25 protein-coding genes are annotated in these 23,565 nt (G+C 61.8%); 6 read left to right on the top strand and 19 right to left on the bottom strand.

The genetic code is table 11. The features are described 5' to 3' along the window. Positions 1-66: 66 nt before the first annotated feature. The 9 genes from M5B98_RS15440 to ubiE all read right to left on the bottom strand — a co-directional run bounded on the left by M5B98_RS15440 (position 67) and on the right by ubiE (position 6,136). The gene (locus M5B98_RS15440) at positions 67-774 is read right to left on the bottom strand and encodes a 16S rRNA (uracil(1498)-N(3))-methyltransferase (protein WP_085711040.1); all 708 of its coding nucleotides are present in this window, start codon (positions 772-774) and stop codon (positions 67-69) included. Further along, complete coding sequence (tatC, locus tag M5B98_RS15435) at positions 771-1,559, bottom strand: twin-arginine translocase subunit TatC (RefSeq protein WP_065261773.1); 789 nt, start codon at positions 1,557-1,559, stop codon at positions 771-773. Before tatC ends, M5B98_RS15440 begins: the two co-directional genes overlap by 4 nt. Then, positions 1,556-2,020, bottom strand: a complete 465-nt coding sequence (gene tatB, locus M5B98_RS15430; protein WP_248743164.1) for a Sec-independent protein translocase protein TatB — start codon at positions 2,018-2,020, stop codon at positions 1,556-1,558. Before tatB ends, tatC begins: the two co-directional genes overlap by 4 nt. A gap of 10 nt (positions 2,021-2,030) precedes the next feature. Next, on the bottom strand, positions 2,031-2,309 hold the full coding sequence (locus tag M5B98_RS15425; protein ID WP_007952423.1) for a twin-arginine translocase TatA/TatE family subunit: 279 nt from the start codon (positions 2,307-2,309) through the stop codon (positions 2,031-2,033). 25 nt (positions 2,310-2,334) lie between these two features. After that, on the bottom strand, positions 2,335-2,667 hold the full coding sequence (locus M5B98_RS15420; protein ID WP_007952422.1) for a phosphoribosyl-ATP diphosphatase: 333 nt from the start codon (positions 2,665-2,667) through the stop codon (positions 2,335-2,337). Beyond that, positions 2,660-3,061: a phosphoribosyl-AMP cyclohydrolase gene (gene hisI, locus M5B98_RS15415; RefSeq protein WP_025110285.1), complete on the bottom strand. Its 402-nt coding sequence runs from the start codon at positions 3,059-3,061 to the stop codon at positions 2,660-2,662. The genes M5B98_RS15420 and hisI overlap by 8 nt, the downstream gene beginning before the upstream one ends. Positions 3,062-3,141: 80 nt before the next feature. Beyond that, on the bottom strand, positions 3,142-4,746 hold the full coding sequence (gene ubiB / locus M5B98_RS15410) for a ubiquinone biosynthesis regulatory protein kinase UbiB (protein ID WP_085683997.1): 1,605 nt from the start codon (positions 4,744-4,746) through the stop codon (positions 3,142-3,144). Further along, positions 4,743-5,366: an SCP2 domain-containing protein gene (locus M5B98_RS15405; RefSeq protein ID WP_039772453.1), complete on the bottom strand. Its 624-nt coding sequence runs from the start codon at positions 5,364-5,366 to the stop codon at positions 4,743-4,745. The genes ubiB and M5B98_RS15405 overlap by 4 nt, the downstream gene beginning before the upstream one ends. Next, a complete protein-coding gene (ubiE, locus tag M5B98_RS15400) occupies positions 5,366-6,136 on the bottom strand; it encodes a bifunctional demethylmenaquinone methyltransferase/2-methoxy-6-polyprenyl-1,4-benzoquinol methylase UbiE (protein ID WP_007952418.1) in 771 nt (256 codons plus the stop codon). The genes M5B98_RS15405 and ubiE overlap by 1 nt, the downstream gene beginning before the upstream one ends. Positions 6,137-6,301: 165 nt before the next feature. Here ubiE and M5B98_RS15395 point away from each other — a divergent pair, with 165 nt between their 5' ends. From M5B98_RS15395 to M5B98_RS15385, 3 genes are all read left to right on the top strand, one after another. Then, complete coding sequence (locus M5B98_RS15395) at positions 6,302-6,577, top strand: polyhydroxyalkanoic acid system family protein (RefSeq protein ID WP_085711042.1); 276 nt, start codon at positions 6,302-6,304, stop codon at positions 6,575-6,577. A 160-nt stretch (positions 6,578-6,737) separates the two neighbouring features. Next, positions 6,738-7,160 carry a phasin family protein gene (locus M5B98_RS15390; protein WP_248738603.1) on the top strand — a complete coding sequence of 141 codons (423 nt, stop codon included), beginning with the start codon at positions 6,738-6,740 and terminating at the stop codon, positions 7,158-7,160. A gap of 10 nt (positions 7,161-7,170) precedes the next feature. After that, positions 7,171-8,025, top strand: coding sequence for a phasin family protein (locus tag M5B98_RS15385; protein ID WP_248743163.1), 855 nt, complete (start codon positions 7,171-7,173; stop codon positions 8,023-8,025). A 58-nt stretch (positions 8,026-8,083) separates the two neighbouring features. Here the strand turns inward: M5B98_RS15385 and M5B98_RS15380 are convergent, their stop codons facing one another. From M5B98_RS15380 to M5B98_RS15335, 10 genes are all read right to left on the bottom strand, one after another. Further along, complete coding sequence (locus tag M5B98_RS15380) at positions 8,084-8,704, bottom strand: TetR/AcrR family transcriptional regulator (protein WP_248743162.1); 621 nt, start codon at positions 8,702-8,704, stop codon at positions 8,084-8,086. A 30-nt stretch (positions 8,705-8,734) separates the two neighbouring features. Further along, a complete protein-coding gene (gene phaC, locus M5B98_RS15375; RefSeq protein ID WP_248743161.1) occupies positions 8,735-10,417 on the bottom strand; it encodes a class II poly(R)-hydroxyalkanoic acid synthase in 1,683 nt (560 codons plus the stop codon). 150 nt (positions 10,418-10,567) lie between these two features. Then, on the bottom strand, positions 10,568-11,422 hold the full coding sequence (gene phaZ / locus M5B98_RS15370) for a poly(3-hydroxyalkanoate) depolymerase (protein ID WP_065259455.1): 855 nt from the start codon (positions 11,420-11,422) through the stop codon (positions 10,568-10,570). Positions 11,423-11,490: 68 nt separating this feature from the next. Continuing rightward, on the bottom strand, positions 11,491-13,170 hold the full coding sequence (phaC, locus tag M5B98_RS15365; RefSeq protein ID WP_248743160.1) for a class II poly(R)-hydroxyalkanoic acid synthase: 1,680 nt from the start codon (positions 13,168-13,170) through the stop codon (positions 11,491-11,493). A gap of 257 nt (positions 13,171-13,427) precedes the next feature. After that, positions 13,428-13,805, bottom strand: a complete 378-nt coding sequence (locus tag M5B98_RS15360) for a gamma-butyrobetaine hydroxylase-like domain-containing protein (RefSeq protein WP_085711048.1) — start codon at positions 13,803-13,805, stop codon at positions 13,428-13,430. A gap of 76 nt (positions 13,806-13,881) precedes the next feature. Beyond that, positions 13,882-15,219, bottom strand: a complete 1,338-nt coding sequence (gene hslU / locus M5B98_RS15355) for an ATP-dependent protease ATPase subunit HslU (protein WP_065259458.1) — start codon at positions 15,217-15,219, stop codon at positions 13,882-13,884. A 54-nt stretch (positions 15,220-15,273) separates the two neighbouring features. After that, positions 15,274-15,804: an ATP-dependent protease subunit HslV gene (gene hslV, locus M5B98_RS15350; RefSeq protein ID WP_007968352.1), complete on the bottom strand. Its 531-nt coding sequence runs from the start codon at positions 15,802-15,804 to the stop codon at positions 15,274-15,276. Between the two features lie 155 nt (positions 15,805-15,959). Continuing rightward, a complete protein-coding gene (locus M5B98_RS15345) occupies positions 15,960-16,676 on the bottom strand; it encodes an SPOR domain-containing protein (protein ID WP_085711050.1) in 717 nt (238 codons plus the stop codon). A gap of 1 nt (position 16,677) precedes the next feature. Beyond that, positions 16,678-18,414 carry an arginine--tRNA ligase gene (gene argS / locus M5B98_RS15340; RefSeq protein ID WP_248743159.1) on the bottom strand — a complete coding sequence of 579 codons (1,737 nt, stop codon included), beginning with the start codon at positions 18,412-18,414 and terminating at the stop codon, positions 16,678-16,680. Between the two features lie 142 nt (positions 18,415-18,556). Next, on the bottom strand, positions 18,557-20,776 hold the full coding sequence (locus tag M5B98_RS15335) for a primosomal protein N' (RefSeq protein ID WP_248743158.1): 2,220 nt from the start codon (positions 20,774-20,776) through the stop codon (positions 18,557-18,559). A 168-nt stretch (positions 20,777-20,944) separates the two neighbouring features. Here M5B98_RS15335 and rpmE point away from each other — a divergent pair, with 168 nt between their 5' ends. The 3 genes from rpmE (at position 20,945) to M5B98_RS15320 (ending at position 23,440) form a co-directional block, all read left to right on the top strand. Next, a complete protein-coding gene (rpmE, locus tag M5B98_RS15330; protein ID WP_007952398.1) occupies positions 20,945-21,163 on the top strand; it encodes a 50S ribosomal protein L31 in 219 nt (72 codons plus the stop codon). A gap of 41 nt (positions 21,164-21,204) precedes the next feature. Further along, complete coding sequence (locus tag M5B98_RS15325; RefSeq protein WP_248743157.1) at positions 21,205-21,987, top strand: thermonuclease family protein; 783 nt, start codon at positions 21,205-21,207, stop codon at positions 21,985-21,987. A gap of 184 nt (positions 21,988-22,171) precedes the next feature. After that, positions 22,172-23,440, top strand: a complete 1,269-nt coding sequence (locus M5B98_RS15320; RefSeq protein WP_085711053.1) for a malic enzyme-like NAD(P)-binding protein — start codon at positions 22,172-22,174, stop codon at positions 23,438-23,440. The last annotated feature ends 125 nt before the right edge of the window (positions 23,441-23,565 follow it).

Genomic DNA, 23,565 nt, shown 5'->3' with positions numbered 1-23,565 from the left:
ACTGTATCGGCTGGATGATGGCAATCTGTAACGCGATTTGTCCGGCGCCGAATGGCGCCGGCAGGTTCAGAACAGGCGGGCGAGCAGGGCGGTGACGGCGGTTTCGACCCGCAGGATGCGATCGCCGAGTTGCACCGGTTGCAGGCCGGATTTGCCCAGCAGGTCGATTTCGTAGGGAATCCAGCCACCTTCGGGGCCGATGGCCAGGGTCACCGGTTCGCTCAGGGCGCGGGGGCAGGGCGGGAAGTTGCCCGGATGGCCGACCAGGCCGAGGGTGCCGTCGGTGATGGCCGGCAGGCGATCTTCAACGAACGGCTTGAAGCGCTTCTCGATGATGATTTCCGGCAGCACGGTATCGCGGGCCTGTTCGAGGCCGAGGATCAGATTCTCGCGAATCGCTTCCGGCTCCAGGAACGGCGTCTGCCAGAAGCTTTTCTCGACGCGATAGCTGTTGACCAGAATCACCTTCGACACACCCATGGTCGCCACGGTCTGGAACACCCGGCGCAGCATCTTTGGGCGAGGCAGGGCGAGTACCAGGGTCAGCGGCAGTTTGGCCGGCGGTGGCTGATCGAGGGTGACTCGCAGCTCGGCTTCGCCCGCTTCCAGACGCAGCAGCTCGGCCGAGCCCATCAACCCGTTGATACGCCCGACCCGCAGGCTGTCGCCGACTTCCGAGCGATGGACTTCCTGCATGTGGGTCAGGCGCCGGTCGCGCAGCACGACGCGGTCGGCCGCAATGAAATCGGCCTCTTCGAGCAACAGCAGGTTCATGGCTGGGTCGCTGGCGGCTGGTCGTTGTGGTCGTCGACGGTTTCGTCCGGGCGCTCGCGCTTGCTGACCAGGCTGCCGAACAGGATACCGACTTCAAACAGCATCCACATCGGTACGGCCAGCAGGGTCTGGGAGAAGATGTCCGGCGGGGTCAGGATCATGCCGACCACGAAGCAGCCGATGATCACGTACGGGCGGATCTTCTTCAGGTATTTGACGTCGACCACGCCGATCCACACCAGCAGCACCACGGCCACCGGGATTTCGAACGCCACGCCGAAGGCGAAGAACAGCGTCATGACGAAATCGAGGTAGCTGGTGATGTCGGTCATCATTTCCACGCCGGCCGGGGTGGCCGAGGCGAAGAACTTGAAGATCAGCGGGAACACGAAGAAGTAGGCGAACGCCATGCCGGTGTAGAACAGCAGGATGCTGGAAATCAGCAACGGCACCGCGACACGCTTTTCGTGCTTGTACAGGCCCGGCGCGATGAAGCCCCAGATCTGGTGAAGGATCACCGGAATCGCGAGGAACAGCGAGACCATCATCGTCAGCTTCAGCGGCGTCAGGAACGGCGACGACACGTCGGTGGCGATCATCGTCGCGCCGGCCGGCAGGTACTGGCGCAGCGGCGTCGAGACGAAGGTGTAGATCTGCTGGGTGAAGGCGAACAGCCCGGCGAAGATGATGAAGATCGCCGCGACGCAACGCAGCAGGCGGGTGCGCAACTCGGTGAGGTGCGATACCAGCGGCATGTGCTGGTCGTTTTCGGGGAGATCGCTCATGGGGCTCGCGGCGGCAATATTGGGTCGTGAGGGGCCGGCGTGGTTGGCGCGGCGGCTGGAGCAACGGGTTCGATCGGTTTCATGACCGGGGCAGTTTCAGCAGCTGCGGCAGAGACGTGTTCGACGCTCGCTGGTGCATGAATCGTTTGCTCTGCGACAGGCGGCGTTGGCGTCTGCTCTGCCGCCGGCTGCGCCGGCGTCGGCTCCTGCTGAACCGGTGGCGTGAAGATCTTCCGCGCCTCCTGCTCCAGCGACAGGATGTGTTCGTTGTGCAGTTGCCGACGGATTTCGTCGGCACCGATTTCACGTTCAACTTCCTGTTTGATCGCGTTGAAGCTGCGCTTCAGCCGCCCGACCCACAGGCCGGCGGTGCGCGCGGCACCCGGCAAACGCTCGGGGCCCAGCACCAGCAGGGCAACGAGGCCGACGAGCAGCAGTTCAGAGAAGCTGATACCAAACATTAGTCAGTGCTCACACGTCTTTGCGGATCGGCTCTTCGACTTTCTGCGCCTGCACGTCGATGGTGTGCGGCGGGTTGGCCTGAGCGGTGGCTTGCGGCTGGACCGGTGGTACCGGCTGCGCAGGCGTGACGGTCGGATCGGCCGGTTTTTCGTCGTCGTTCATGGCTTTACGGAAGCCCTTGATCGATTCGCCGACGTCGGTGCCGAGGTTTTTCAGTTTCTTGGTGCCGAACACCAGCACCACGACAACCAGAATGACGATCCAGTGTTTCCAGTCAAAAATGCCCATGTTGCTGTTCCTCTCTAAAAGTTGTTCAGGCGGACGGACGCGAGGCTTTCTCGACGTGTCCGGACAGGCCGAAGCGACGATCCAGTTCGTCGAGTACAGCCTGCGGATGCTGCCCCAGCTGGGCGAGCATGACCATGCTGTGGAACCACAGGTCGGCGGTCTCGTAGATCACGTCGCTGCAGTCACCGCTGACGGCGGCGTCCTTGGCGGCAATGATCGTTTCGACCGACTCTTCGCCGACCTTCTCCAGAATCTTGTTCAGGCCCTTGTGATACAGACTAGCTACATATGAGCTGTCGGCAGCAGCGCCCTTGCGCTCTTCAAGCACCTGAGCGAGGCGGGTCAGGGTGTCACTCATGTTTGTGTCCTGCGGAATAGATGGCGTGCGGGTCTTTCAGGACCGGGTCGACCGTTTTCCAGTCGCCGTTTTCGAAGACGCGGTAGAAGCAGCTCTGACGGCCGGTATGGCAAGCGATGTCGCCAATCTGTTCGACCATCAGGATGATCACGTCGGCGTCGCAGTCCAGACGCATTTCATGCAGGGTCTGCACATGGCCGGACTCTTCGCCCTTGCGCCACAGCTTGCCACGGGAACGTGACCAGTAGATGGCACGGTTTTCGGATGCGGTCAGCTCCAGGGCTTCGCGGTTCATCCAGGCCATCATCAGCACGCGTCCGGTCTTGTGATCCTGGGCAATCGCCGGCACCAGGCCATCGGCGTCCCACTTGATCTCGTCCAGCCAGTTTTTCATCTTCGACTCCGACAGCGAACCCACACTTCAATAGTCGGGTTCAGGCGTTGAAACAGTGTGCCAGCCGATCACGCAACTGGCTATCGGCGAACGACCAGATACAAGCCGACTGCCACCATGATCCCGGCGGGCCAATGCCCCAGTTCATTCAGCGGGCCACCGGCGGCGAGGATCGTGCCGCCCGCCAGATGGGCGCTGCCGAGCAGGCGCAGGAACCAGTCGTCCTTGCGCTTTTTCCACGGTGGTGGCGGGTCGTTGGCGTGGGGTTGGGACATGCGTTCGAGCAGGTCGCGGGCCATGTTGGCCAGGTGCGGCAGCTGTTCGAACTGGCTCTGCACGTTGCCGATCAAGGCTTTCGGGCTCACGCGCTCGCGCATCCAGCGCTCGAGGAACGGCTGCGCGGTATTCCACAGATCGAGATCCGGGTACAACTGACGGCCCAGGCCTTCGATGTTCAGCAGGGTCTTTTGCAGCAGTACCAGTTGCGGCTGCACTTCCATGTTGAAGCGGCGCGCGGTCTGGAACAGGCGCATCAGCACCTGGCCAAATGAAATATCTTTTAACGGTTTTTCGAAGATCGGTTCGCACACGGTACGGATCGCCGCTTCGAATTCGTTGAGTTTGGTTTCCGCCGGCACCCAGCCCGAATCGATGTGCAACTGCGCCACGCGCCGGTAGTCGCGCTTGAAGAAGGCGAACAGGTTGCGCGCCAGATAATCCTGGTCTTCCGGGGTCAGGCTGCCGACGATGCCGCAGTCGATCGCGATGTACTGCGGGCTCCACGGGTTGACGGTGCTGACGAAGATGTTGCCCGGGTGCATGTCGGCGTGGAAGAAACTGTCGCGGAACACCTGGGTGAAGAAGATCTCCACGCCGCGTTCGGCAAGCATTTTCATGTCGGTGCGCTGGTCGGCGAGGGTCGCCAGATCCGTCACCTGAATCCCGTAGATACGCTCCATCACCAGCACTTTCGGCCGGCACCAGTCCCAATAGACTTGCGGCACGTAGAGCAGCGGCGAGCCTTCGAAGTTACGCTTCAACTGGCTGGCGTTGGCCGCCTCGCGCAACAGGTCGAGTTCGTCGTAGATGGTTTTTTCGTAGTCGCTGACCACGTCCACCGGGTGCAGCAGACGGGCGTCGGCGGAGACTTTTTCAGCGGCGCGGGCGAGGATGAACAGCCACGCCAGATCCTGGGCGATCACCGGTTTCAGGCCCGGGCGGATCACCTTGACCACCACTTCTTCACCGGTTTTCAGCTGTGCGGCATGCACTTGCGCGACCGAGGCCGAGGCCAGCGGTTCGACGTCGAAGCGGCTGAACACTTCGCTGATCTTTTTGCCCAGCTGTTCTTCGATCAGTTTGACCGACAGCTGCGAATCGAACGGCGGCACGCGGTCCTGCAACAGCATCAGCTCATCGGCGATGTCTTCCGGCAGCAGGTCGCGGCGGGTCGAGAGGATCTGCCCGAACTTGATGAAGATCGGCCCCAGGTCCTGCAAGGCCAGGCGCAGGCGTGCGCCACGGCTCAGGTCCAGCGGCTTGCGCGGGAACCAGCGCCACGGCAGGACATAGCGCAGCGCCAGCAGGAACCACGGCAAGGGCAGATCGAACAGCAGATCATCGAGGCGGTAGCGGATCACGACGCGCTGGATGCGCAACAGACGGCGGACGGCGAGCAGCTTCATGCGTTATCGCTTGGGTCGAGGGATCGGGAAAGGCGCTCGAAGCGCGCCTCGAGACGTTCCAGATCGAGTTTGATCCGGTCCAGTTCGCTGAAGCGGGCTTCGGCTTCGCGCTGCCCGACGAGGGTGCGCGATTCTTCGGCCAGGTATTCGGCGAGGTTCTGGTTGAGGCTGGCAAATCCTTGTTGGTACCAGCGGGCGCGGCTGCGCAGGTGACCGCCGACCAGTTGCGTGGCGACCGGGCCGAGCCAGCGCGAGAGTTCGTACTCCCAGTCCAGCTCGAGGTCCTGCAGCACGCCCGCCAGTTCCAGCAGCACGCCGCTGTCGCCGTCGAGTTCGACTTCCGGTGCGTGCAGCACCGCCGTCTTGTCCTTGCTCAGGGCCAGTTTCACCAGGCTCGAAGCCGGTGCGCGCAGGGTGCAGTCGACGCCGGTTTCCCAACGGGACGCCAGCATCAGACCTTCGTCGCTCGGCAGGATGAACAGCTGCAGCGCCGGGCTGCGGCAATCCACGGCAATCACTTTGCCGGTCAGATGCGCCAGCCTCGGCAGCGCCGTGCTGTCGAGACGCAGCACGCGATTCAGGCCGAGTTCGACGCTGGCCAGCAGCCCGGTCAGCAGCATCAGGGCTTGATGCCGCGGTGCAGGGCAACGATGCCTGCGGTCATGTTGTGATAGGTCACGCGATCAAAACCGGCATCGACCATCATCGACTTCAGGGTTTCCTGATTCGGGTGCATGCGGATCGATTCGGCCAGGTAGCGATAGCTTTCGGAGTCGTTGGTGATCAGCTTGCCCATCAACGGCATGAAGGCGAACGAGTAGGCGTCGTAGGCCTTGGACATCAGCGCGTTGGTCGGCTTGGAGAATTCCAGCACCAGCAGACGGCCGCCGGGCTTGAGTACGCGCAGCATGGAGCGCAGGGCGTCTTCCTTGTGCGTCACGTTGCGCAGACCGAAGGCGATGGTCACGCAGTCGAAATGGTTGTCCGGGAACGGCAGTTTTTCCGCGTCGGCCTGGACGAACTCGACGTTGCCCGACACGCCGACATCCAGCAGGCGGTCACGGCCGACCTTGAGCATGGATTCGTTGATGTCCGCGAGAACGACCTGACCGGTCGGGCCGACCAGGTGCGAGAATTTTTTGGTCAGATCGCCGGTGCCGCCGGCGATGTCCAGCACGCGGTTGCCGGCGCGCACGCCCGACAGCTCGATCGCGAAGCGCTTCCACAGACGGTGCATGCCGCCCGACAGAAGGTCGTTCATCAGGTCGTACTTGGCGGCCACGGAGTGGAACACCTCAGCGACTTTTTCCGCTTTCTGGCTTTCCGGAACGTTTTTGAAGCCGAAGTGAGTGGTGGGTTCGGCATCGCTGCCTTTGCGCTGATCAGTCATATCGCTGTCACCAAAAGAGAATGCGCGACATTCTAATCCCCAAGCCATGCTTTGTCTTGGAATGGCTAAAGGTAAGATGGGCAACCTTCGGGACGATTTGCCGCAGTGGCGGTCAAGATTCGTTGCAGGCATTCATAGCCCCATTCAAAAAGCAGGAGTCATTCAATGGCCCATATCAGTGTTGAGCGTGCCCACAGCCTGGGCAAGGAAGTTGCCCGCGAGAAAGCCGACAAACTGGCGCAGAAACTGTCCGATCAATATGGCCTGGAGCCGCAGTGGGCGGGAGACACCCTGAACCTCAAGCGTTCGGGCGTGAAGGGCGCGGTGCATGTGGCCGAGGATTCGATCCGGGTCGACGTGGAACTGGGCCTGATGATGTCGGCCATGAGCGGCATGATCAAAGCCGAGATCGAAAAGGCGCTGGATAAAGCGCTGGTCTGAACAGGACAAACGGGGAGCTTCGGGCTCCCCTTTCTTTTCTCGTGCACCTGCCTTTTATGTCAGTTGTTAGGGTGCCGTTTCTAATTTTTCTCCCTACTTTGTGCCTGAGCCCGACACTCGTCAGGGCAGTTCCTCAAACCTTCTGCGCGTGAGGTGCACCATGGCCAAAGCTATTTTGAAGAAAAAAATCGACGCCTCGACTTCTGCCCTGAGCGACGTCAAATCCTATGCCCGCAAGATCTGGCTGGCAGGCCTGGGTGCCTACACCAAGGTCGGTCAGGAGGGCAGCGAGTACTTTCAGGAATTGATCAAGGCTGGTCAAACTGTTGAAAAGAAAGGCAAAAAAGCAGTCACCGAAAAACTCGAAGCGGCCAACGCCGAGATCGATGAAGCAAAGAGCGAAGTCAGCTCTTTCAAAGGTCGCGTCGAAGTTCAGCTCGACAAGGTCGAGAAGGCGTTCGACACGCGTGTCGCCAGTGCCTTGAATCGTATCGGCATTCCGTCTAAACATGACGTTGAGGCACTCTCTGCTAAGCTCGATGAGCTGACGGCATTGCTCGAACGCGTCGCGCGTAAATCTTAAGGAGAACGGGATGGCTGGTAAAAAGAACACCGATAAAGAAGGCAGCTCGTGGATCGGAAAAGTCGAAGACTATTCCCGCAAGATCTGGCTGGCTGGTTTAGGCGTGTACTCGAAGATCGACACTGACGGCAGCAAGCTCTTCGATACATTGGTCAAAGACGGCGAGAAAGCCGAGAAGCTCACCAAGGCTGCAGTCGGCAAGAAAGTCGATGCTGCCAAGGACACCGCGAGCTCGGCCAAATCGCGCATCAGCGGCGTGAAAGATCGCGCGCTTGGCACCTGGGATCAGCTGGAAGGGGCTTTCGACAAGCGCCTGAACAGTGCGATTTCGCGCCTGGGCGTACCGAGCCGCAACGAGGTGAAGGATCTGCACAAGAAGGTCGATACCCTGACCAAGCAGATCGAAAAACTCACCGGCCTGAAAGCTCAGCCTGTCGCGGCCAAAACCGCAGCAGCCAAACCGGCGGCAAAACCTGCTGCCAAACCGTTGACTAAAGCTGCCGCCAAACCGGCAGCCAAGCCAGCAGCCAAAACCGCTGCGGCCAAGCCTGCAGTAAAAGCCGCAGCCAAACCGGTTGCCGCCAAGGCCGCCGCCAAACCTGCTGCAAAACCAGCGGCCAAGCCAGCAGCGAAAACCGCTGCCGCCAAACCCGCTGCCAAGCCTGCCGCCAAACCGGCTGCAGCGAAAAAACCTGCAGTGAAAAAACCGGCCGCGCCGAAAGCCGCTGCGCCGAAACCAGCTGCACCAAAACCGGTGACCACACCGCAAGCACTGGCCAGCACGTCGAACTCCGCCTCGGCTCCAACCCCGGCACCTGTTTCGACTGTTGCATCGACTCCGTCGACGCCGACCAGTCAGTCCTGATTTTCAGGGCACAAGAAAACGCCCGGCCTGTGAAGGTCGGGCGTTTTTGTTTGTGCGGTCAATCGTGATCTTCGAGGTATTGCAGCGCCATCCGCTCCGTCGCCACCTTCACCGGCGGCAACAGGTGCGGCGCCACCAGCATCATGATCTGGTACACCACCAGCCTCACTTCCCCCTCGCGATCAAGAATCCGCTGATAGTCCAGCGAGAACAGCAGCGTCATGGTGATCTGCTCCACCAGTTGCCCCAACGCCTGGGTATCACTGACCAGTTGCCCCGATGCCTTCAACCGCGCCAGCAATGAGGCCAGCGTGCGCTTCAGGACATTGAGAAAACTGCGAATGCCCTTGGCCAGTTTCGGCAGGCGTCCGGCCAGGTTCGACAGGTCCTGGAACAGGAACCGGTATTGCGCCAGGCGTTCAACGATCAGGTGCAGGAACAGCCAGTAATCCTCCGGTGCCAGCTCGACATCGGCGGGCGGGTCGAGCAGGGGCGCCAACTCGCTCTGAAAGCGCTCGAACAGCCCGAGGATCAGCGGCTCCTTGCCGTGGAAATGGTAGTAGAGGTTGCCGGGGCTGATCCCCATTTCATTGGCAACCTCCATGGTGGAGACGTTCGGCTCGCCCTTTTCATTGAACAACTGCAGGGCACATTCGAGGATCCGTTCGCTTGTTTTCATCCAGTCTTCTTAAAGGGCGGTTGGGGCCGGTCAGCGCACGCGCACGTAAGTGCCGGGCGCCGCCTCCATCGGTGGATAGTTCGCGTTGCCAAGGGCCATCTGGGTTTCGCGCAGGGTGCCGGAGCGCTGCTGGACCCATTCCAGCCACTGCGGCCACCAGCTGCCGTCGACTTTTTTCGCGTCGTAGTACCAGGCGCGCGGGTCACTGCTCATCTTGCCGTTTTCGACGTAGTTGGCCTTGGGGTTGCTCGGCGGGTTGAGAATGCTCTGGACGTGGCCGCTGTTGGACAGCACGAAGCGTCGCTCGCCGCCCAGCAGCAGGGTCGAGCGATACACCGCGTCCCAGGGCGTGATGTGGTCGTTCATGCCGGCCACGCTGAAACTGTCGACCGTGACTTTCTGCAGGTCGATCGGCGTGCCGCAGACTTCCAGGCCGCCCGAATGAATCAGCGGGTTGTGCTTGAAGAAGTCCAGCAGGTCGCCATGAAACGCGGCGGGCAGGCGGGTGCTGTCGTTGTTCCAGTAGAGGATGTCGAACGCCGGCGGCTCCTTGCCCAGCAGGTAGTTGTTGACGAAGTAGCTCCAGATCAGATCGTTGGGCCGCATCCAGGCGAACACCCTGGCCATGTCGCGACCGTCCAGCACGCCTTTCTGATAGGAGCGACGCTTGGCCGCTTCGAGGGTCTGTTCGTCGGCGAACAGCGTCGCCGGGGAGTCGATCTGACTGTCGAGCAGGCTCACCAGATAGGTCGCGCTGGAGACCCGCCGCAACTGTCGCTTGGCCTGCAAGTGCCCCTGCAGCGCAGCGATGGTCAGCCCGCCGGCGCAGGCACCCATCAGGTTGACCTCGCGGGCGCCAGTGATCGCCCGGCAGATGTTCATCGCTTCTTCCACGGCCTCGACGTAGGTCGACAGGCCCCATTCGCGATGACGCACGTCCGGATTGCGCCAACTGATCATGAAGGTCTGCAGGCTGTTCTTCAGGGCGTACTGGACGAAACTGTTGCTCGGGCTCAGGTCGAAAATGTAGTACTTGTTGATTTGCGGCGGCACCACCAGCAGCGGTTTCGAAAATTGTTTTTCGCTCATCGGCTTGTACTGGATCAGCTCGAGCAGCTCGTTGCGAAACACCACCGAACCGGTGGTGGTGGCGACAGTCTTGCCGACTTCGAAAGCCTGTTTGGTCACCTGACGCGGCAGTCCGTCGTTGTGCAGCAGGTCATCGAAAAGATGACTCAAACCGCGCACCAGACTGTGGCCGCCGGAGTTGAACAGCTCCTTGATCGCCAGTGGATTGAGCAGCGTGTTGGAGGGCGCCACGGCGTCGTTGATCAGGGAAAAAGCGAAGTGCGCACGGGCGCGATCGTCGTCGCTCATGCTGCTGTCGTCGATCCAGCTCTTCACCTGTTTCTGCCAACTCAGATAGGCCTGCAGGCTTCGGCGGTAGAAAGGGTTGAGGCTCCAGGCCGGATCCGTGAAGCGGCTGTCATTGGGGTTGGTCGGATGCAGGGTTTCACCGAGCAGCACGCGTCCGAGCGCGCCCCCCAGTTTCAATGCGTGTTTCGCACTGTGGATCGGGTTGCGCAGGCCATGGGCGGCGACGCTGCGCAACGTCGAAATCAGGTCGCGGCCTCGCAGGCCGGTCATTGCACTTTGTGCATTGATGAAAACGGCGGGACTGGGCACTACGCCCGTCGCTGGTTTGTCGCGCATGACTCAACACTCCTTCGTCTTCAGGTCAAAAACAAACACACCGAACCAGAACACCATAGACGCTGTTGCGGCTTGTTGCCTGCGCGGCGTCCTGCCACGCACGTTGAAAAAGCTCTGCAAGGAGCTGTCCAGAAAGCCGGACCGGGCCGGTTATCCGCCCAGCGGTGTCGGGTGGGGGTGCATCACTGCGCGAAGACGTTCCTCCTGGAGAAATTTCATGATGATCGGCGCCACGGCTTCGGCCCGGGTGATGAGGAACAGATGCCCGTCATCGATGATGTGCAATTGTGCGTTGGGGATGCGCCAGGCGAGCAGGCGCATGTTGATCAGCGGAATCAGTGGATCGTCATCACCGGCCAGCACCAGGGTCGGCTGGTGGATCTTGTGCAGCCAGTGAATGCTGGTCCAGCCAAGGCCCGCGAACAGTTGCCAGTAGTAGCCGAGCTTGCCCGCCGAACGCACCTTGGCCGCGTGACTGGCGGCGAGGGTCGGGTCGCGACGGAACGAGCCGCCGTAGATCATCGGGGCGATGCGGATCACATGGGACGGCTGGATGTAGCGGCGCGGGCTGGCCATCATCCACAGCACCTTCGGCTTGCCCGGCACCATCACCGCGCCTGCCGCCGTGGCGGCCAGTACCAGCTTCTTGCAGCGCTCGGGATAGTCATGGGCGAACTGCTGCGCCAGCGCGCCACCCCAGGACACACCGATCACATTGACCTGACCGTAGTCGAGGTAATCGAGCATCCGTGCCGTGAGTTTGGCCAGGCCCGGAAAGCGATACGGCCGGCTCGGCGTCGAAGAACCACCGACACCGGGCACGTCGAAGGCGATCACTTCCAGGTCCGGATCCAGCGCCGCGACAAAAGGAAACACCAGCTCCAGGTTGGCGCCGATGCCGTTGAAAATCAGCAAGGGCGTCAAGTGAGGCTTGCCGGGGCGTACGGCGGTCCGGAGGGTCTGGCCATCCAGCTCGACGGTACGGAAGATGAACGGTTGCGGCATGCTTCAGGGCCCTGTGGGTCGCAATCTCAGTGTTCACCTCACTCCCCGCAGGGAGTGAGGTGTATCGGTTACCGCTCGTGTACGTAAGTGCCCGGCGAGGCTTCGCCTGCCGGATATGCCTTGTTGCCCAGCTTCGTCGGTGCCTTTTTCAGTTCGCCCGAACGCGCCGCCTGCCAGGCCTGCCAGTGCAGCCACCAGGAGTCGGCGTGCTTGGTCGAGTTTTCCTGCCAGTCATCGGCATTGGCGGTCATTTCGTCGCTGGTCATGTAGCGCGATTTCGGGTTGCCCGGCGGGTTCAGAATGCTCTGGATATGCCCGCTGCTGGACAGCACGAATTCCACCTTGCCGCCAAACAGCTGCGCCGACTTGTAGCAGGACTTCCACGGAGTGATGTGGTCGTTGGTGCCGGCCAGCGAGAAGATGTCGGCCGTGACCTTCTTGAGGTCGATCGGCGTGCCGCACACTTCCAGTGCATTGGGGCGGATCAGTGGGTTGTTTTTGAACATCTCGATCAGGTCGCCGTGGAACGCCGCCGGCAACCGGGTGGTGTCGTTGTTCCAGAACAAGATGTCGAACACCGGCGGCTCGTTGCCCAGCAGGTAGTTGTTGACCCAGTAGTTCCAGATCAGGTCGTTGGGGCGCATCCAGGCGAAGACCTTGGCCATGTCTTTGCCTTCGAGCACGCCGGCCTGATACGAATGACGCTTGGCCATCTCCAGGGTCTGCTCGTCGACGAACAGGGCGACGTCACTGTCCAGGGTGGTGTCCAGCACGCTGACCAGCAGGGTCAGGGCATTGACCTTGTTTTCGCCGGTGGCGGCGTAGTGGCCGAGCAGGGCGGTGCAGGTGATGCCGCCGGAGCAGGCGCCCAGCATGTTGACGTCCTTGCTGCCGGTGATCGCGGTGACCACGTCGACCGCTTCCTTCAGGGCTTCGATGTAGGTCGAGAGGCCCCACTCGCGCTGTTCCTTGGTCGGGTTGCGCCAGCTGACGATAAAGGTCTGCACATTGTTGCGCAGGCAGAAGCGCGCCAGGCTCTTGTCCGGGCTCAGGTCGAATACGTAGAACTTGTTGATCTGCGGCGGCACTACCAGCAGCGGACGCTCGTGGACTTGCTCGGTGATCGGTTTGTACTGGATCAGCTCCAGCACGTCGTTGCGAAACACCACCGCGCCTTCGCTCACGCCCAGGGTCTTGCCGACCTCGAAGGCGCCCATGTTGACCTGGCTCGGCATGCCGCCGTTGTGCACCAGATCCTTGGCCAGATGCGAGAGGCCGTCGAGCAGACTCTTGCCACCGGTCTCGAAGAAACGTTTGACCGCCGCCGGGTTGGCCGCCGTGTTGGTCGGCGCCATGGCTTCGGTCATCAGATTGATCACGAAGTGGCCGCGCGCGATGTCCTTGGGCGAGAGGCTGCTGTCGTCGATCCAGGCATGGAGTTCCTTGCGCCACGCCAGGTAGGTTTGCAGGTAACGTTTGTACAGCGGGTTCTGACTCCACGCCGGGTCGACAAAGCGACGGTCATCGCCTGCCGGTTGCAGTTCTGATTTGCCGAACAGCACGTTCTTCAGTTCGATGCCGAAATGAGTGACGTGTTTGACGCTATGGATCGGTTGTTTGATGGCCTGGGTCAGCACCATTCGAGCAGAGGCCAGCAGATCCTTTCCGCGAAGCCCAACGACAGGATTCAGCCCCAGGGTGTTTTCCGAGGCTTGGTACTTCAAATCATCGTTATTCTTGTTACTCATCTACGACGCTCCATTGTCCTGAGACGAGTACCCGGTTTCTGCTGTGCAGTTCCACAGCCAATGCCAGGTACTACTGCTCGGGTGACCGTTGATTCTGCATAGCTGCTTTACAGTCGTAGAGCACTGCAGGGAACTTGCCAGCTCCATTGGTTACCCGAGTTTAATTTTTTTCGCAAGCAGCCGATCCCGGGCCGCTTTAGCGGAGCATTCAAACAGATGAATTTAGAAAATGCCCTCTAAACAGTCCGAGGCGCGGACTAGAGCATCAGCTTGACGACGGACTCGTCCGGGTCGCGGGTTTTGCCGGCGGCTTTGAGCTCGGCCAGATAATCCGCCCAGAGTGCGTCATAACGTCGCCCCAGTTCGTAGAGGTAATCCCAGGTGAACAGGCCGCTGTCATGACCGTCGTCGAAGGTCAGTTTCAGTGCGTACTGACCGGCCGGTTCTACCTTGGTCAGGCCGACGTGCAGCTTGCCGAATTGCAGGATCGGTTTGCCGTGGCCCTGGACCTCGGCGGAGGGGGAATGCACGCGCAGGAATTCGGCGGGCAGGGTGTATTCCTCGCCGGACGCGTATTTGAGCGACAGGGTTTTCGAGGCTTTGTGCAGTTTGATGTCGGTGGGGAGTTGGGTCATCGCGGGTGTTCCGTCAGGTGGAAAAAATTGTGGGAGCCGATGGCTCCCACAGTTTCACGACCACTGTAAGTATGGCTTACAGGATATAACGGGACAGATCTTCGTTCTGCGCCAATTCGCCCAGGTGGCTGTTGACGTACTCGGCATCGATCAGGATCGCCTTGTCGTCGTGGGCGCTGGCCAGGTCGCCGGCACTGAACGACACCTCTTCCAGCAGACGCTCGAGCAGCGTGTGCAGGCGACGGGCACCGATGTTCTCGGTCTTTTCGTTGACCTGCCAGGCGATCTCCGCCAGACGCTTGATGCCTTCAGGCTGGAACTGGATGTTCAGGCCTTCGGTCTTCAACAGTGCGCAGTACTGCTCGGTGAGCGAGGCGTGCGGTTCGCTGAGGATGCGCTCGAAGTCTTCCGGGCTCAGGGCCTTGAGTTCGACGCGGATCGGCAGACGGCCTTGCAGCTCCGGCACCAGATCGCTCGGCTTGCTCAGGTGGAACGCACCGGAGGCAATGAACAGGATGTGGTCGGTCTTGACCATGCCCAGCTTGGTGTTGACGGTGCAGCCTTCGATCAGCGGCAGCAGGTCGCGCTGTACGCCTTCACGGGACACATCGGCGCCGCCGACATTGCCGCGCTTGGCGACCTTGTCGATTTCGTCGATGAACACGATACCGTGCTGCTCGACCGCTTCCAGGGCCTTGGCCTTCAACTCTTCTTCGTTGACCAGGCGACCGGCTTCTTCATCGCGCACCAGCTTCAGCGCTTCCTTGACCTTGAGCTTGCGGGACTTCTTCTTGCCCTTGCCCATGTTGGCGAACAGGGACTGCAGCTGGTTGGTCATTTCTTCCATGCCCGGAGGCGTGGCGATCTCGATGCCGGCCATTTCGGCGACTTCGATCTCGATTTCCTTGTCGTCCAGCTGACCTTCGCGCAGGCGCTTGCGGAACAGCTGGCGAGTGTTGGAATCCTGGGTCGGCGCGTCTTCGTTGCCGAAGCCCATGCGTGCCGGCGGCAGCAGGGCGTCGAGGATGCGGTCCTCGGCGGCGTCTTCGGCGCGGTGGCGCACGCGGGTCATTTCCTGCTCGCGCAGCATCTTGATCGCGGCATCGGCCAGATCACGGATGATCGATTCGACGTCACGGCCGACGTAGCCGACTTCAGTGAACTTGGTCGCTTCGACCTTGATGAACGGCGCGTTGGCCAGCTTGGCCAGGCGACGGGCGATCTCGGTTTTACCGACACCGGTCGGGCCGATCATCAGGATGTTCTTCGGGGTCACTTCAACACGCAGCTCTTCAGGCAGCTGCATGCGGCGCCAGCGGTTGCGCAGGGCAATCGCGACGGCGCGCTTGGCATCGTCCTGGCCGATGATATGGCGGTTGAGTTCGTGGACGATTTCGCGGGGAGTCATGGACATAATAATTGACGGTCCTCAAGCAGAAACAAGCCGTGGCACAGGGCCGCGTCAGGCTTATTCAGCGAGATCCTGCTCCTCAATGGTCTGGGTGTGGTTGGTGAATACACAGATGTCGCCGGCGATGCCGAGAGCGGTCTCGACGATTTCGCGGGCCGACAGGTCGGTCTTCTTCAGCAGGGCGCTGGCGGCGGCTTGCGCATAGGCGCCACCGGAACCCATGGCGATCAGGCCGTCTTCGGGTTCGACCACGTCACCGTTGCCGGTAATGATCAGGGAGGCGTCCTTGTTGGCGACCGCGAGCATCGCTTCGAGGCGGCTCAGGGAGCGGTCGGTGCGCCATTCTTTGGCGAGTTCGACGGCGGCACGGATCAGGTGGCCCTGATGTTTCTCGAGCTGGCCTTCGAAACGCTCGAACAGGGTAAAGGCGTCGGCGGTGGCACCGGCGAAACCGGCGATGACCTGGCCGTGGTACAGGCGACGAACTTTCTTCGCGTTGCCTTTCATCACGGTGTTGCCGAGAGAAACCTGGCCGTCGCCGCCCATGACGACTTTGCCGTGGCGGCGGACTGAAACGATGGTGGTCAAGGGAAGAGTCTCCACACTGCGGGGCGAAAATGCCTTATGCCCATTCATATGGGGGTGGTGGAGAGGATTTCAACTGCGGGGAGGGAGAGGGGACGAGCGGTGGTGTTGCGCTGATCCTCCCCACGCAGAGCGGGGGAAGGATCATTCGCGGGGAATCAGCGGCTCTGGCGTTGTTGTAACAACAGGTTGCTGAAGCCGGCGCCCGCCAGTTGTTTCTGGGCGGTGGTCAGCTGTTCGCGGTTGCTGAACGGACCGACCAGTACGCGGTACCAGGTTTCATCCTTCACCGTCCCGGACTCTACCGCGACCGCCTGGCCGAGCAGAATGATCTGCGCGCGGACCTTGTCGGCATCTGTCTGCTTGCGGAACGAGCCGGCCTGCAGGAAGAACTTGGTCACCGGTGCAGCCTTGGTCACCGGTGGCGCTGGCGGCGGGGTGATCCCGGCCAGCGCAGCCTGGGCGCGTGCGGTGTCGATCTTCGCCGCTTCCGCCGGGGTCACCGGCGTGGTCGGGATCGCCGGCACCTGTGGCGTCGGCAGGGTTTTCTCCGGCACGGCGTCAGGCGGCACGATTACTTCCGATTCCGGCAGCAGGGTGTAGAAGTCGTACTTCGGCTTCACCGGTTGCGTCGGGCTCGGCGGGGTCTTGTTGGCCTCGGCGATCTTGGTGGCTTTCTGTTGTTGCTGTTGCTCGACCTTCTCGCGCTTGACCGTGTCGCTGCCCTTGCCCGGCTCCAGTTTCATCAGGAACACGATGAACGCACCGACCGTCAGGCCGATGGCCATCCACAGCCAACCCGGGATCGGTTGCTTCGCAGGAGCTTGGTAACGGCTGGCGCCACGCTTGGGTGCAGGTTTTTTCTTGGCAGCCAACTTACATACGCTCCAGGGTTTCCAGGCCGAGCAGTTCCAGGCCTTGCTTGAGGGTACGGCCGGTCAGCGCGGCAAGGCGCAGACGGCTTTGCATTTGTGCCGTGGTCTCGGCGGCGAGGATCGGGCAGTTCTCGTAGAAGCTGGAGAACAGGCCGGCCACGTCGTACAGGTAGGTGCACAGGGTGTGCGGCGTGCCCTTTTCCGCGACGTTGTTCAGCACTTCACCGAACTGCGCCAGTTTGGCCGCCAGTTCCTGTTCGTGCGCGGCTTCGAGGACGATCTGGCCGTCGACTTGGCTGAAATCCTTGCCCAGTTTGCGGAATACGCCGGCCACGCGAGTGTAGGCGTACAGCAGGTATGGCGCGGTGTTGCCTTCGAAGTTGAGCATCAGGTCGAAGTTGAAGCTGTAGTCGCTGGTGCGGTGCTTCGACAGGTCGGCGTACTTCACCGCGCCGATGCCCACGACTTTGGCGATGGCGCGCAGTTCGTCTTCGGCAAGCTCAGGGTTCTTTTCCTTCACCAGGCTGTAGGCACGTTCCTGCGCTTCGGTCAGCAGATCGATCAGCTTCACGGTGCCGCCGTCACGGGTCTTGAACGGACGGCCATCGGCGCCGTTCATGGTGCCGAAGCCCATGTGTTCCATTTCCATCGGATGGGTCACGAAACCGGCCTTGCGCGCCACGGCGAACACTTGCTGGAAGTGCAGGGCCTGACGCTGGTCGACGAAGTACAGCGCACGGTCCGCCTTCAGTTTGCCGCTGCGGTAACGCACGGCGGCCAGGTCTGTAGTCGCGTACAGGTAGCCGCCGTCCGCCTTGACGATGATCACCGGCAAAGGCTCGCCTTCGGCGTTCTTGAATTCGTCGAGGAACACGCACTGGGCGCCGTTGCTTTCAACCAGCATGCCGGCAGCTTTCAGGTCGTTGACCACGTTGATCAGGTCGTCGTTGTAGGCGCTTTCGCCCATCACGTCGGCCATGGTCAGTTTGACGTTGAGCAGTTCGTAGATCTTCTGGCAGTGCGACAGCGAGATGTCCTTGAACTTGGTCCACAGCGCCAGGCATTCGGCATCGCCGGCCTGCAGCTTGACCACCAGGCCACGGGCGCGGTCGGCGAACTCCGGGGACTCGTCGAAGCGCTGCTTGGCGGCGCGGTAGAAGTTTTCCAGGTCCGACAGTTCGTCGCTGGTGATCGGGTTTTCCTGCAGGTACGCCATCAGCATGCCGAACTGGGTACCCCAGTCGCCGACGTGGTTCTGACGGATGACGGTATCGCCGAGGAACTCGAGCACACGGGCCACGCCGTCGCCGATGATGGTCGAGCGCAAGTGGCCGACGTGCATCTCTTTGGCCAGGTTCGGCGCCGACAGGTCGACCACGGTGCGTTGCGCCGGGCCGGCCTTGCGCACACCAACGTGAGCGTCGGCCAGGGCCGCGTCGAGGCGCGAGGCCAGCGCCTGGGTGTTCTGGAAGAAATTAATGAAGCCTGGGCCGGCGATTTCGGCCTTGGTGACGTTCTCGTCAGCCGGCAGGGCGGCGATGATTTTTTCTGCCAGGTCGCGCGGTTTCATGCCTGCAGGTTTGGCCAGCATCATGGCGATGTTGCTGGCGAAATCGCCGTGGGTCTTGTCCCGGGCGTTTTCCACCTGGATCGCCGGCGTCAGGCCTTCAGGCAACACACCTTCGTTGACGAGTTGGGTGAGGGCTTGTTGGATCAGCTGGCGAATGGTGTCTTTCATGGTCTTCTCTTTCGACCGCAAGCGCGGCGGCGCATCGATGCGCGGGTGGAAAAACTGGGCATTATCCGTTGCGAAGACGGGCTTGCCAACCTTAGCAGGCAGGATGTGGATGTGTGGTGACAATTCGAGCGGTTTTGCCCGGTCAGTACAGATCCACCGGATCGACATCCAGCGACCAGCGCACCGCCCGGCCGCTCGGCATCTGCTCCAGCACCAGCAGCCAGCTCGCCAGCAAGCGGTGCAGCGGCGCCCGGGCCGTGGCCTGCAACAGCAGTTGCGCGCGGAAGCGTCCGGCCCGGCGTTCCATCGGTGCCGGCACCGGCCCCAGCAGTTCGATGCCGCTCAGGTTCTGCTCGGCCAGCAAACGCTCGGCCTCGCTGCAGGCTTCATCGAGAAAACCTTCGGCCTGCCCTGGCTTGTGCGCTTCGGCGCGCAGCAGGGCGAGGTGGGCGAACGGCGGCAGGCCGGCAGCGCGGCGCTCGCTCAGGGCCTGTTCGGCGAAGGCGAAGTAACCTTGTTCGGTCAGTTGCACCAATAAAGGATGGTCGGCCAGGTGGGTCTGGATGATTACCTTGCCCGGCTCCTCTGCCCGCCCGGCGCGACCGGCGACCTGCACGATCAGCTGCGCCATGCGCTCGCTGGCGCGGAAGTCGCCAGAGAACAGTCCGCCGTCGGCGTCGAGGATCGACACCAGAGTGACCCGGGGGAAATGGTGACCCTTGGCCAACATCTGGGTGCCGACCAGAATGCACGGCTGGCCTTTCTGAATGGTGGCGAACAACTGGTTCATCGCATCCTTGCGCGAGGTGCTGTCGCGGTCGACGCGCAGTACCGGATAGTCCGGGAACAGAATCGCCAGCCGTTCTTCGGCCCGCTCGGTGCCGGCGCCCACCGGCCGCAGGTCGACCTTGTTGCACTTCGGGCACTGGCGCGGCACGCGCTCGACGTAACCGCAGTGATGGCAGCGCAGTTCGCCATAGCGCTGGTGCACGGTCATCCGCGCATCGCAGCGCTGGCACTCGGACATCCAGCCGCAGTCGTGGCACAGCAGGGTCGGGGCAAACCCCCGGCGGTTGAGGAACACCAGTACCTGCTGGCCGGCGGCGAGGGTCTGGCCGATGGCTTGCTGCATCGGTCCGGAAATGCCGCTGTCCAGTGGACGACTTTTCACATCAAGGCGCAGGAACCGTGGCTGTTTGGCGCCGCCGGCCCGTTCGTTCAGGCGCAGGAGTCCGTACCGGCCGGTGTAGGCGTTGTGCAGGCTTTCCAGCGATGGCGTCGCGGAGCCGAGCACGATCGGGATGTTTTCCTGCCGTGCCCGCACCAGCGCCAGATCCCGTGCGTGGTAGCGCAGGCCTTCCTGCTGTTTATAGGAGCCGTCGTGTTCTTCGTCGATGATGATCAGCCCCGGATTTTTCATCGGGGTGAACAGCGCCGAGCGGGTGCCGATAATAATGTCGGCCTCGCCATCACGGGCAGCGAGCCAGGCATCGAGGCGATCGCGGTCGTTGACCGCCGAGTGCAGCAGGGCGATGCGCGCGTTGAAACGTTGTTCGAAGCGGGCCAGGGTCTGCGGGCCGAGGTTGATTTCCGGGATCAGCACCAGTGCCTGCTTGCCGGCCTCGAGGGTTTCGCGGATCAGCTGCAAATAGACTTCGGTCTTGCCGCTGCCGGTGACCCCGGCCAGCAGGAACGCGTGATAACTGTCGAACCCGGCGCGAATCGCCTCGTACGCGGCGCGTTGCTCGCTGTTGAGCGGCAGCTCGGGCTGGGCCAGCCAGTGTTCGTGGCGCGCGCCGGGAGCGTGACGGCGCACTTCGACCTGCACCAGATTCTTGGCCAGCAGCAGATCGAGGCTGTCCTTGCTCAACATCAGTTTGCTCAGCAACTGATGGGCGACGCCGTGAGGGTGCTGGGCCAGCGTTGCCAGGGCTTCACGCTGGCGCGGGGCGCGGGCGATGCGCGGGTCATCGAGGCTGGCGCCGGGGGCGGCGGACCAGAAGCGTTCCTGGCGGGCTTCGGCCAGTTCGCCTTGGCGCAGCAGCACCGGCAGTGCCCAGCTCAAGGTGTCGCCGAGGCTGTGCTGATAATACTGGGCGGTCCACAGGCACAGCTTGAATAGTGCGGGTGGCAGGGGCGCGGTGGCGTCGAGCAGGGCCAGCGCCGGTTTGAGCTTCTCCACCGGTACTTCGCTGGTGTCAGTGACTTCCACCAGAATCCCGATCATCTCCCGCCGACCGAACGGCACCCGCAGGCGCATGCCCGGTTGCAACTGCGCACGCAGCACGCCGGCCGGGGCCCGATAGTCGAACAGGCGGCGCAGGGGCGAAGGCAGGGCGAGGCGCAGAATGGCGTCGGGCACGCGGGGGGATCTCATGGGCGGGTGGGTAAAGAAGGGCCGGAGCCTAGCAGACGGTCGGTCTCAGTGACAGCTTGCGTGATCGGGATTGTCTGGTAGAATCCGCGGCCTAATTACGTGCGGTATTCAACAATCGTGTTGGATGGCGGCACGCCAGCTGAGGAAAACACCATGAAAGCCGATATCCACCCGAATTACCCAGAAGTTGCAGTAACTTGCAGCTGCGGCAACAAGTTCGAAACCCGTTCGACCTTCGGCAAAGCCCTGGCGATCGACGTTTGCAACGAGTGCCACCCGTTCTACACCGGTAAGCAGAAGACTCTGGACACCGGTGGTCGCGTTCAGAAGTTCGCCGACCGTTTCGGTGCTTTCGGCGCGAAAAAGGCCTAAGGCCCCTCATTCTGGAAAACCTCAGCGGCTTTTCCGGTCTGATGAAAAAGGCGTCCCTTGTGGGCGCCTTTTTTGTGCCCGCGATTTGGCTGTCCGCCGCCCAGGCTTTTTGCCCGACCCCGTCGGGGCTGTCGAGCGTGGTGGTGCAGCGGGTTGTCGATGGCGACACGGTGCGCCTGAGTGACGGCCGCAGCGTACGCCTGATCGGCCTCAACACGCCTGAGCTGGGCAAGCAGGGGCGCAGCGACGAACCGTTTGCCGTGGCGGCGCGCAAACGCCTGGAAGCCTTGGTGGCTGACAGTGGCGGTCGAGTCGGTTTGCGCCTCGGCGCGCAAGCAAAAGACCACTACGGGCGTACGCTCGCCCATCTCTACAGCGTCAGCGGCGCCAGTCTCGAAGCGCAAATGCTCGCCGATGGCCTTGGATTCCAGGTCGCGGTGGCACCGAATGTCGATCTTGTCGATTGTCAGCGAGCTGCCGAACGCAGCGCACGGCAGGCCGGGCTTGGCCTGTGGAAGCGCTCGCCTGTACTGAAAGCGGAGCAGATCGAACGCTCGGGTTTCGCCATCGTCAGCGGGCGTGTGAGCAAGGTTCAGCGCAATCGTGGCGGAATCTGGATCGAGTTGCAGGACAAGCTTGTACTGCGCGTTGCACCCAATCTGCTGGAGCGCTTCGCCGGCAGTTCCCTGCAAGCGCTGAAGGGCAAGCAGATCGAGGCCCGGGGCTGGGTGGTCGACCGTTCACGACGGGGCGGATTGAAACCCGGTCAGGCTCGCTGGCTGTTGCCGCTGACCGACCCGACGATGTTGCAATCGTCCCGCTGAAGAAAAAGTTGTAGACATTTTTTCTGTCGATTGTGAACAGTCTAGCCCTTGTGCGACGTGGCTCTTGGCCCAAAGTCGTAGGGCAGGGCGCTTGACAGGGGTGACCGGGCAGTCTTGTGGGGACTTTGCGAGGCGCGTATCCTCGCTGACCAGTCTGTCCAACAGTAAAAAGCGGAATGCCAAAATGTCTGATCTGAAAACTGCCGCTCTCGAATATCACGCCAATCCTCGTCCAGGAAAGCTGAGTGTCGAGCTCACCAAGGCCACTGCTACCGCCCGCGACCTGTCGCTGGCCTACAGCCCCGGCGTAGCTGAACCAGTGCGCGAGATCGCCCGCGATCCTGAACTGGCCTACAAGTACACCGGCAAGGGCAACCTGGTTGCAGTCATTTCCGATGGCACCGCGATTCTGGGCCTGGGTAACCTCGGCCCACTGGCTTCCAAGCCAGTGATGGAAGGTAAAGGCGTGCTGTTCAAGCGCTTCGCCGGCATCGACGTCTTCGACATCGAAGTCGACTCCGAAAGCCCGCAAGCCTTCATCGACACCGTAAAACGCATTTCCATCACCTTCGGTGGCATCAACCTGGAAGACATCAAGGCACCTGAGTGCTTTGAGATCGAACGCGCTCTGATCGAGCAGTGCGACATTCCGGTATTCCACGATGACCAGCACGGCACCGCGATCGTGACCGCTGCGGGCATGATCAACGCCCTGGAAATCGCTGGCAAAACCCTCGGCGAAGCCAAGATCGTCTGCCTGGGCGCCGGCGCTGCCGCCATCTCCTGCATGAAACTGCTGGTGAGCATGGGCGCCAAGGTCGAGAACATCTTCATGATCGACCGTACCGGTGTGATCCACGCTGGCCGTGACGACCTGAACCAGTACAAGGCTGTGTTCGCTCACGCTACCGAGAAACGCACCCTGGACGACGCCATCGAAGGCGCTGACGTATTCGTCGGCCTGTCGGGCCCGAACCTGCTGAGCGCCGAGCAACTGAAGCGCATGGCGGCCAACCCGATCGTCTTCGCCTGCTCCAACCCGGATCCGGAAATCTCCCCGGAACTGGCTCACGCCACCCGCAACGACGTGATCATGGCCACCGGCCGTTCGGACTACCCGAACCAGGTCAACAACGTACTGGGCTTCCCGTTCATCTTCCGCGGTGCCCTGGACGTTCGCGCCAAGCGCATCAACGAAGAAATGAAGATCGCTGCCGCCAACGCCCTGCGCGAACTGGCCAAGCTGCCGGTTCCTCAGGAAGTCTGCGACGCCTACGGCGGTATCTCCCTGGAATTCGGTCGTGAGTACATCATTCCGAAGCCAATGGACAAGCGCCTGATCACCGTGATCTCCGACGCCGTGGCCAAGGCTGCGATCGAGACCGGCGTAGCGACCCTGCCGTATCCGAAGAACTACCCGCTGAAAAGCGTGGATGACGTGTTCAACGGCTAAGTCGTTGTAGCGCTTCAAGCGAAAGCCCCGGCTTGTGAGAGTCGGGGCTTTTTTGTGCCTGAGGGTTTTGTATCGAGTCTGGCCGGTTCATCCACCACAATCCTGAAGGCAATAAAAAGCCCCGC

The sequence above is a fragment of the Pseudomonas sp. MWU12-3088 genome (genome assembly GCF_023242405.1).
GTDB lineage: Bacteria > Pseudomonadota > Gammaproteobacteria > Pseudomonadales > Pseudomonadaceae > Aquipseudomonas > Aquipseudomonas kribbensis.
The sequence above is the reverse complement of the archived record's forward strand: the minus strand, read 5'-3'. Positions and strand labels throughout refer to the sequence as shown.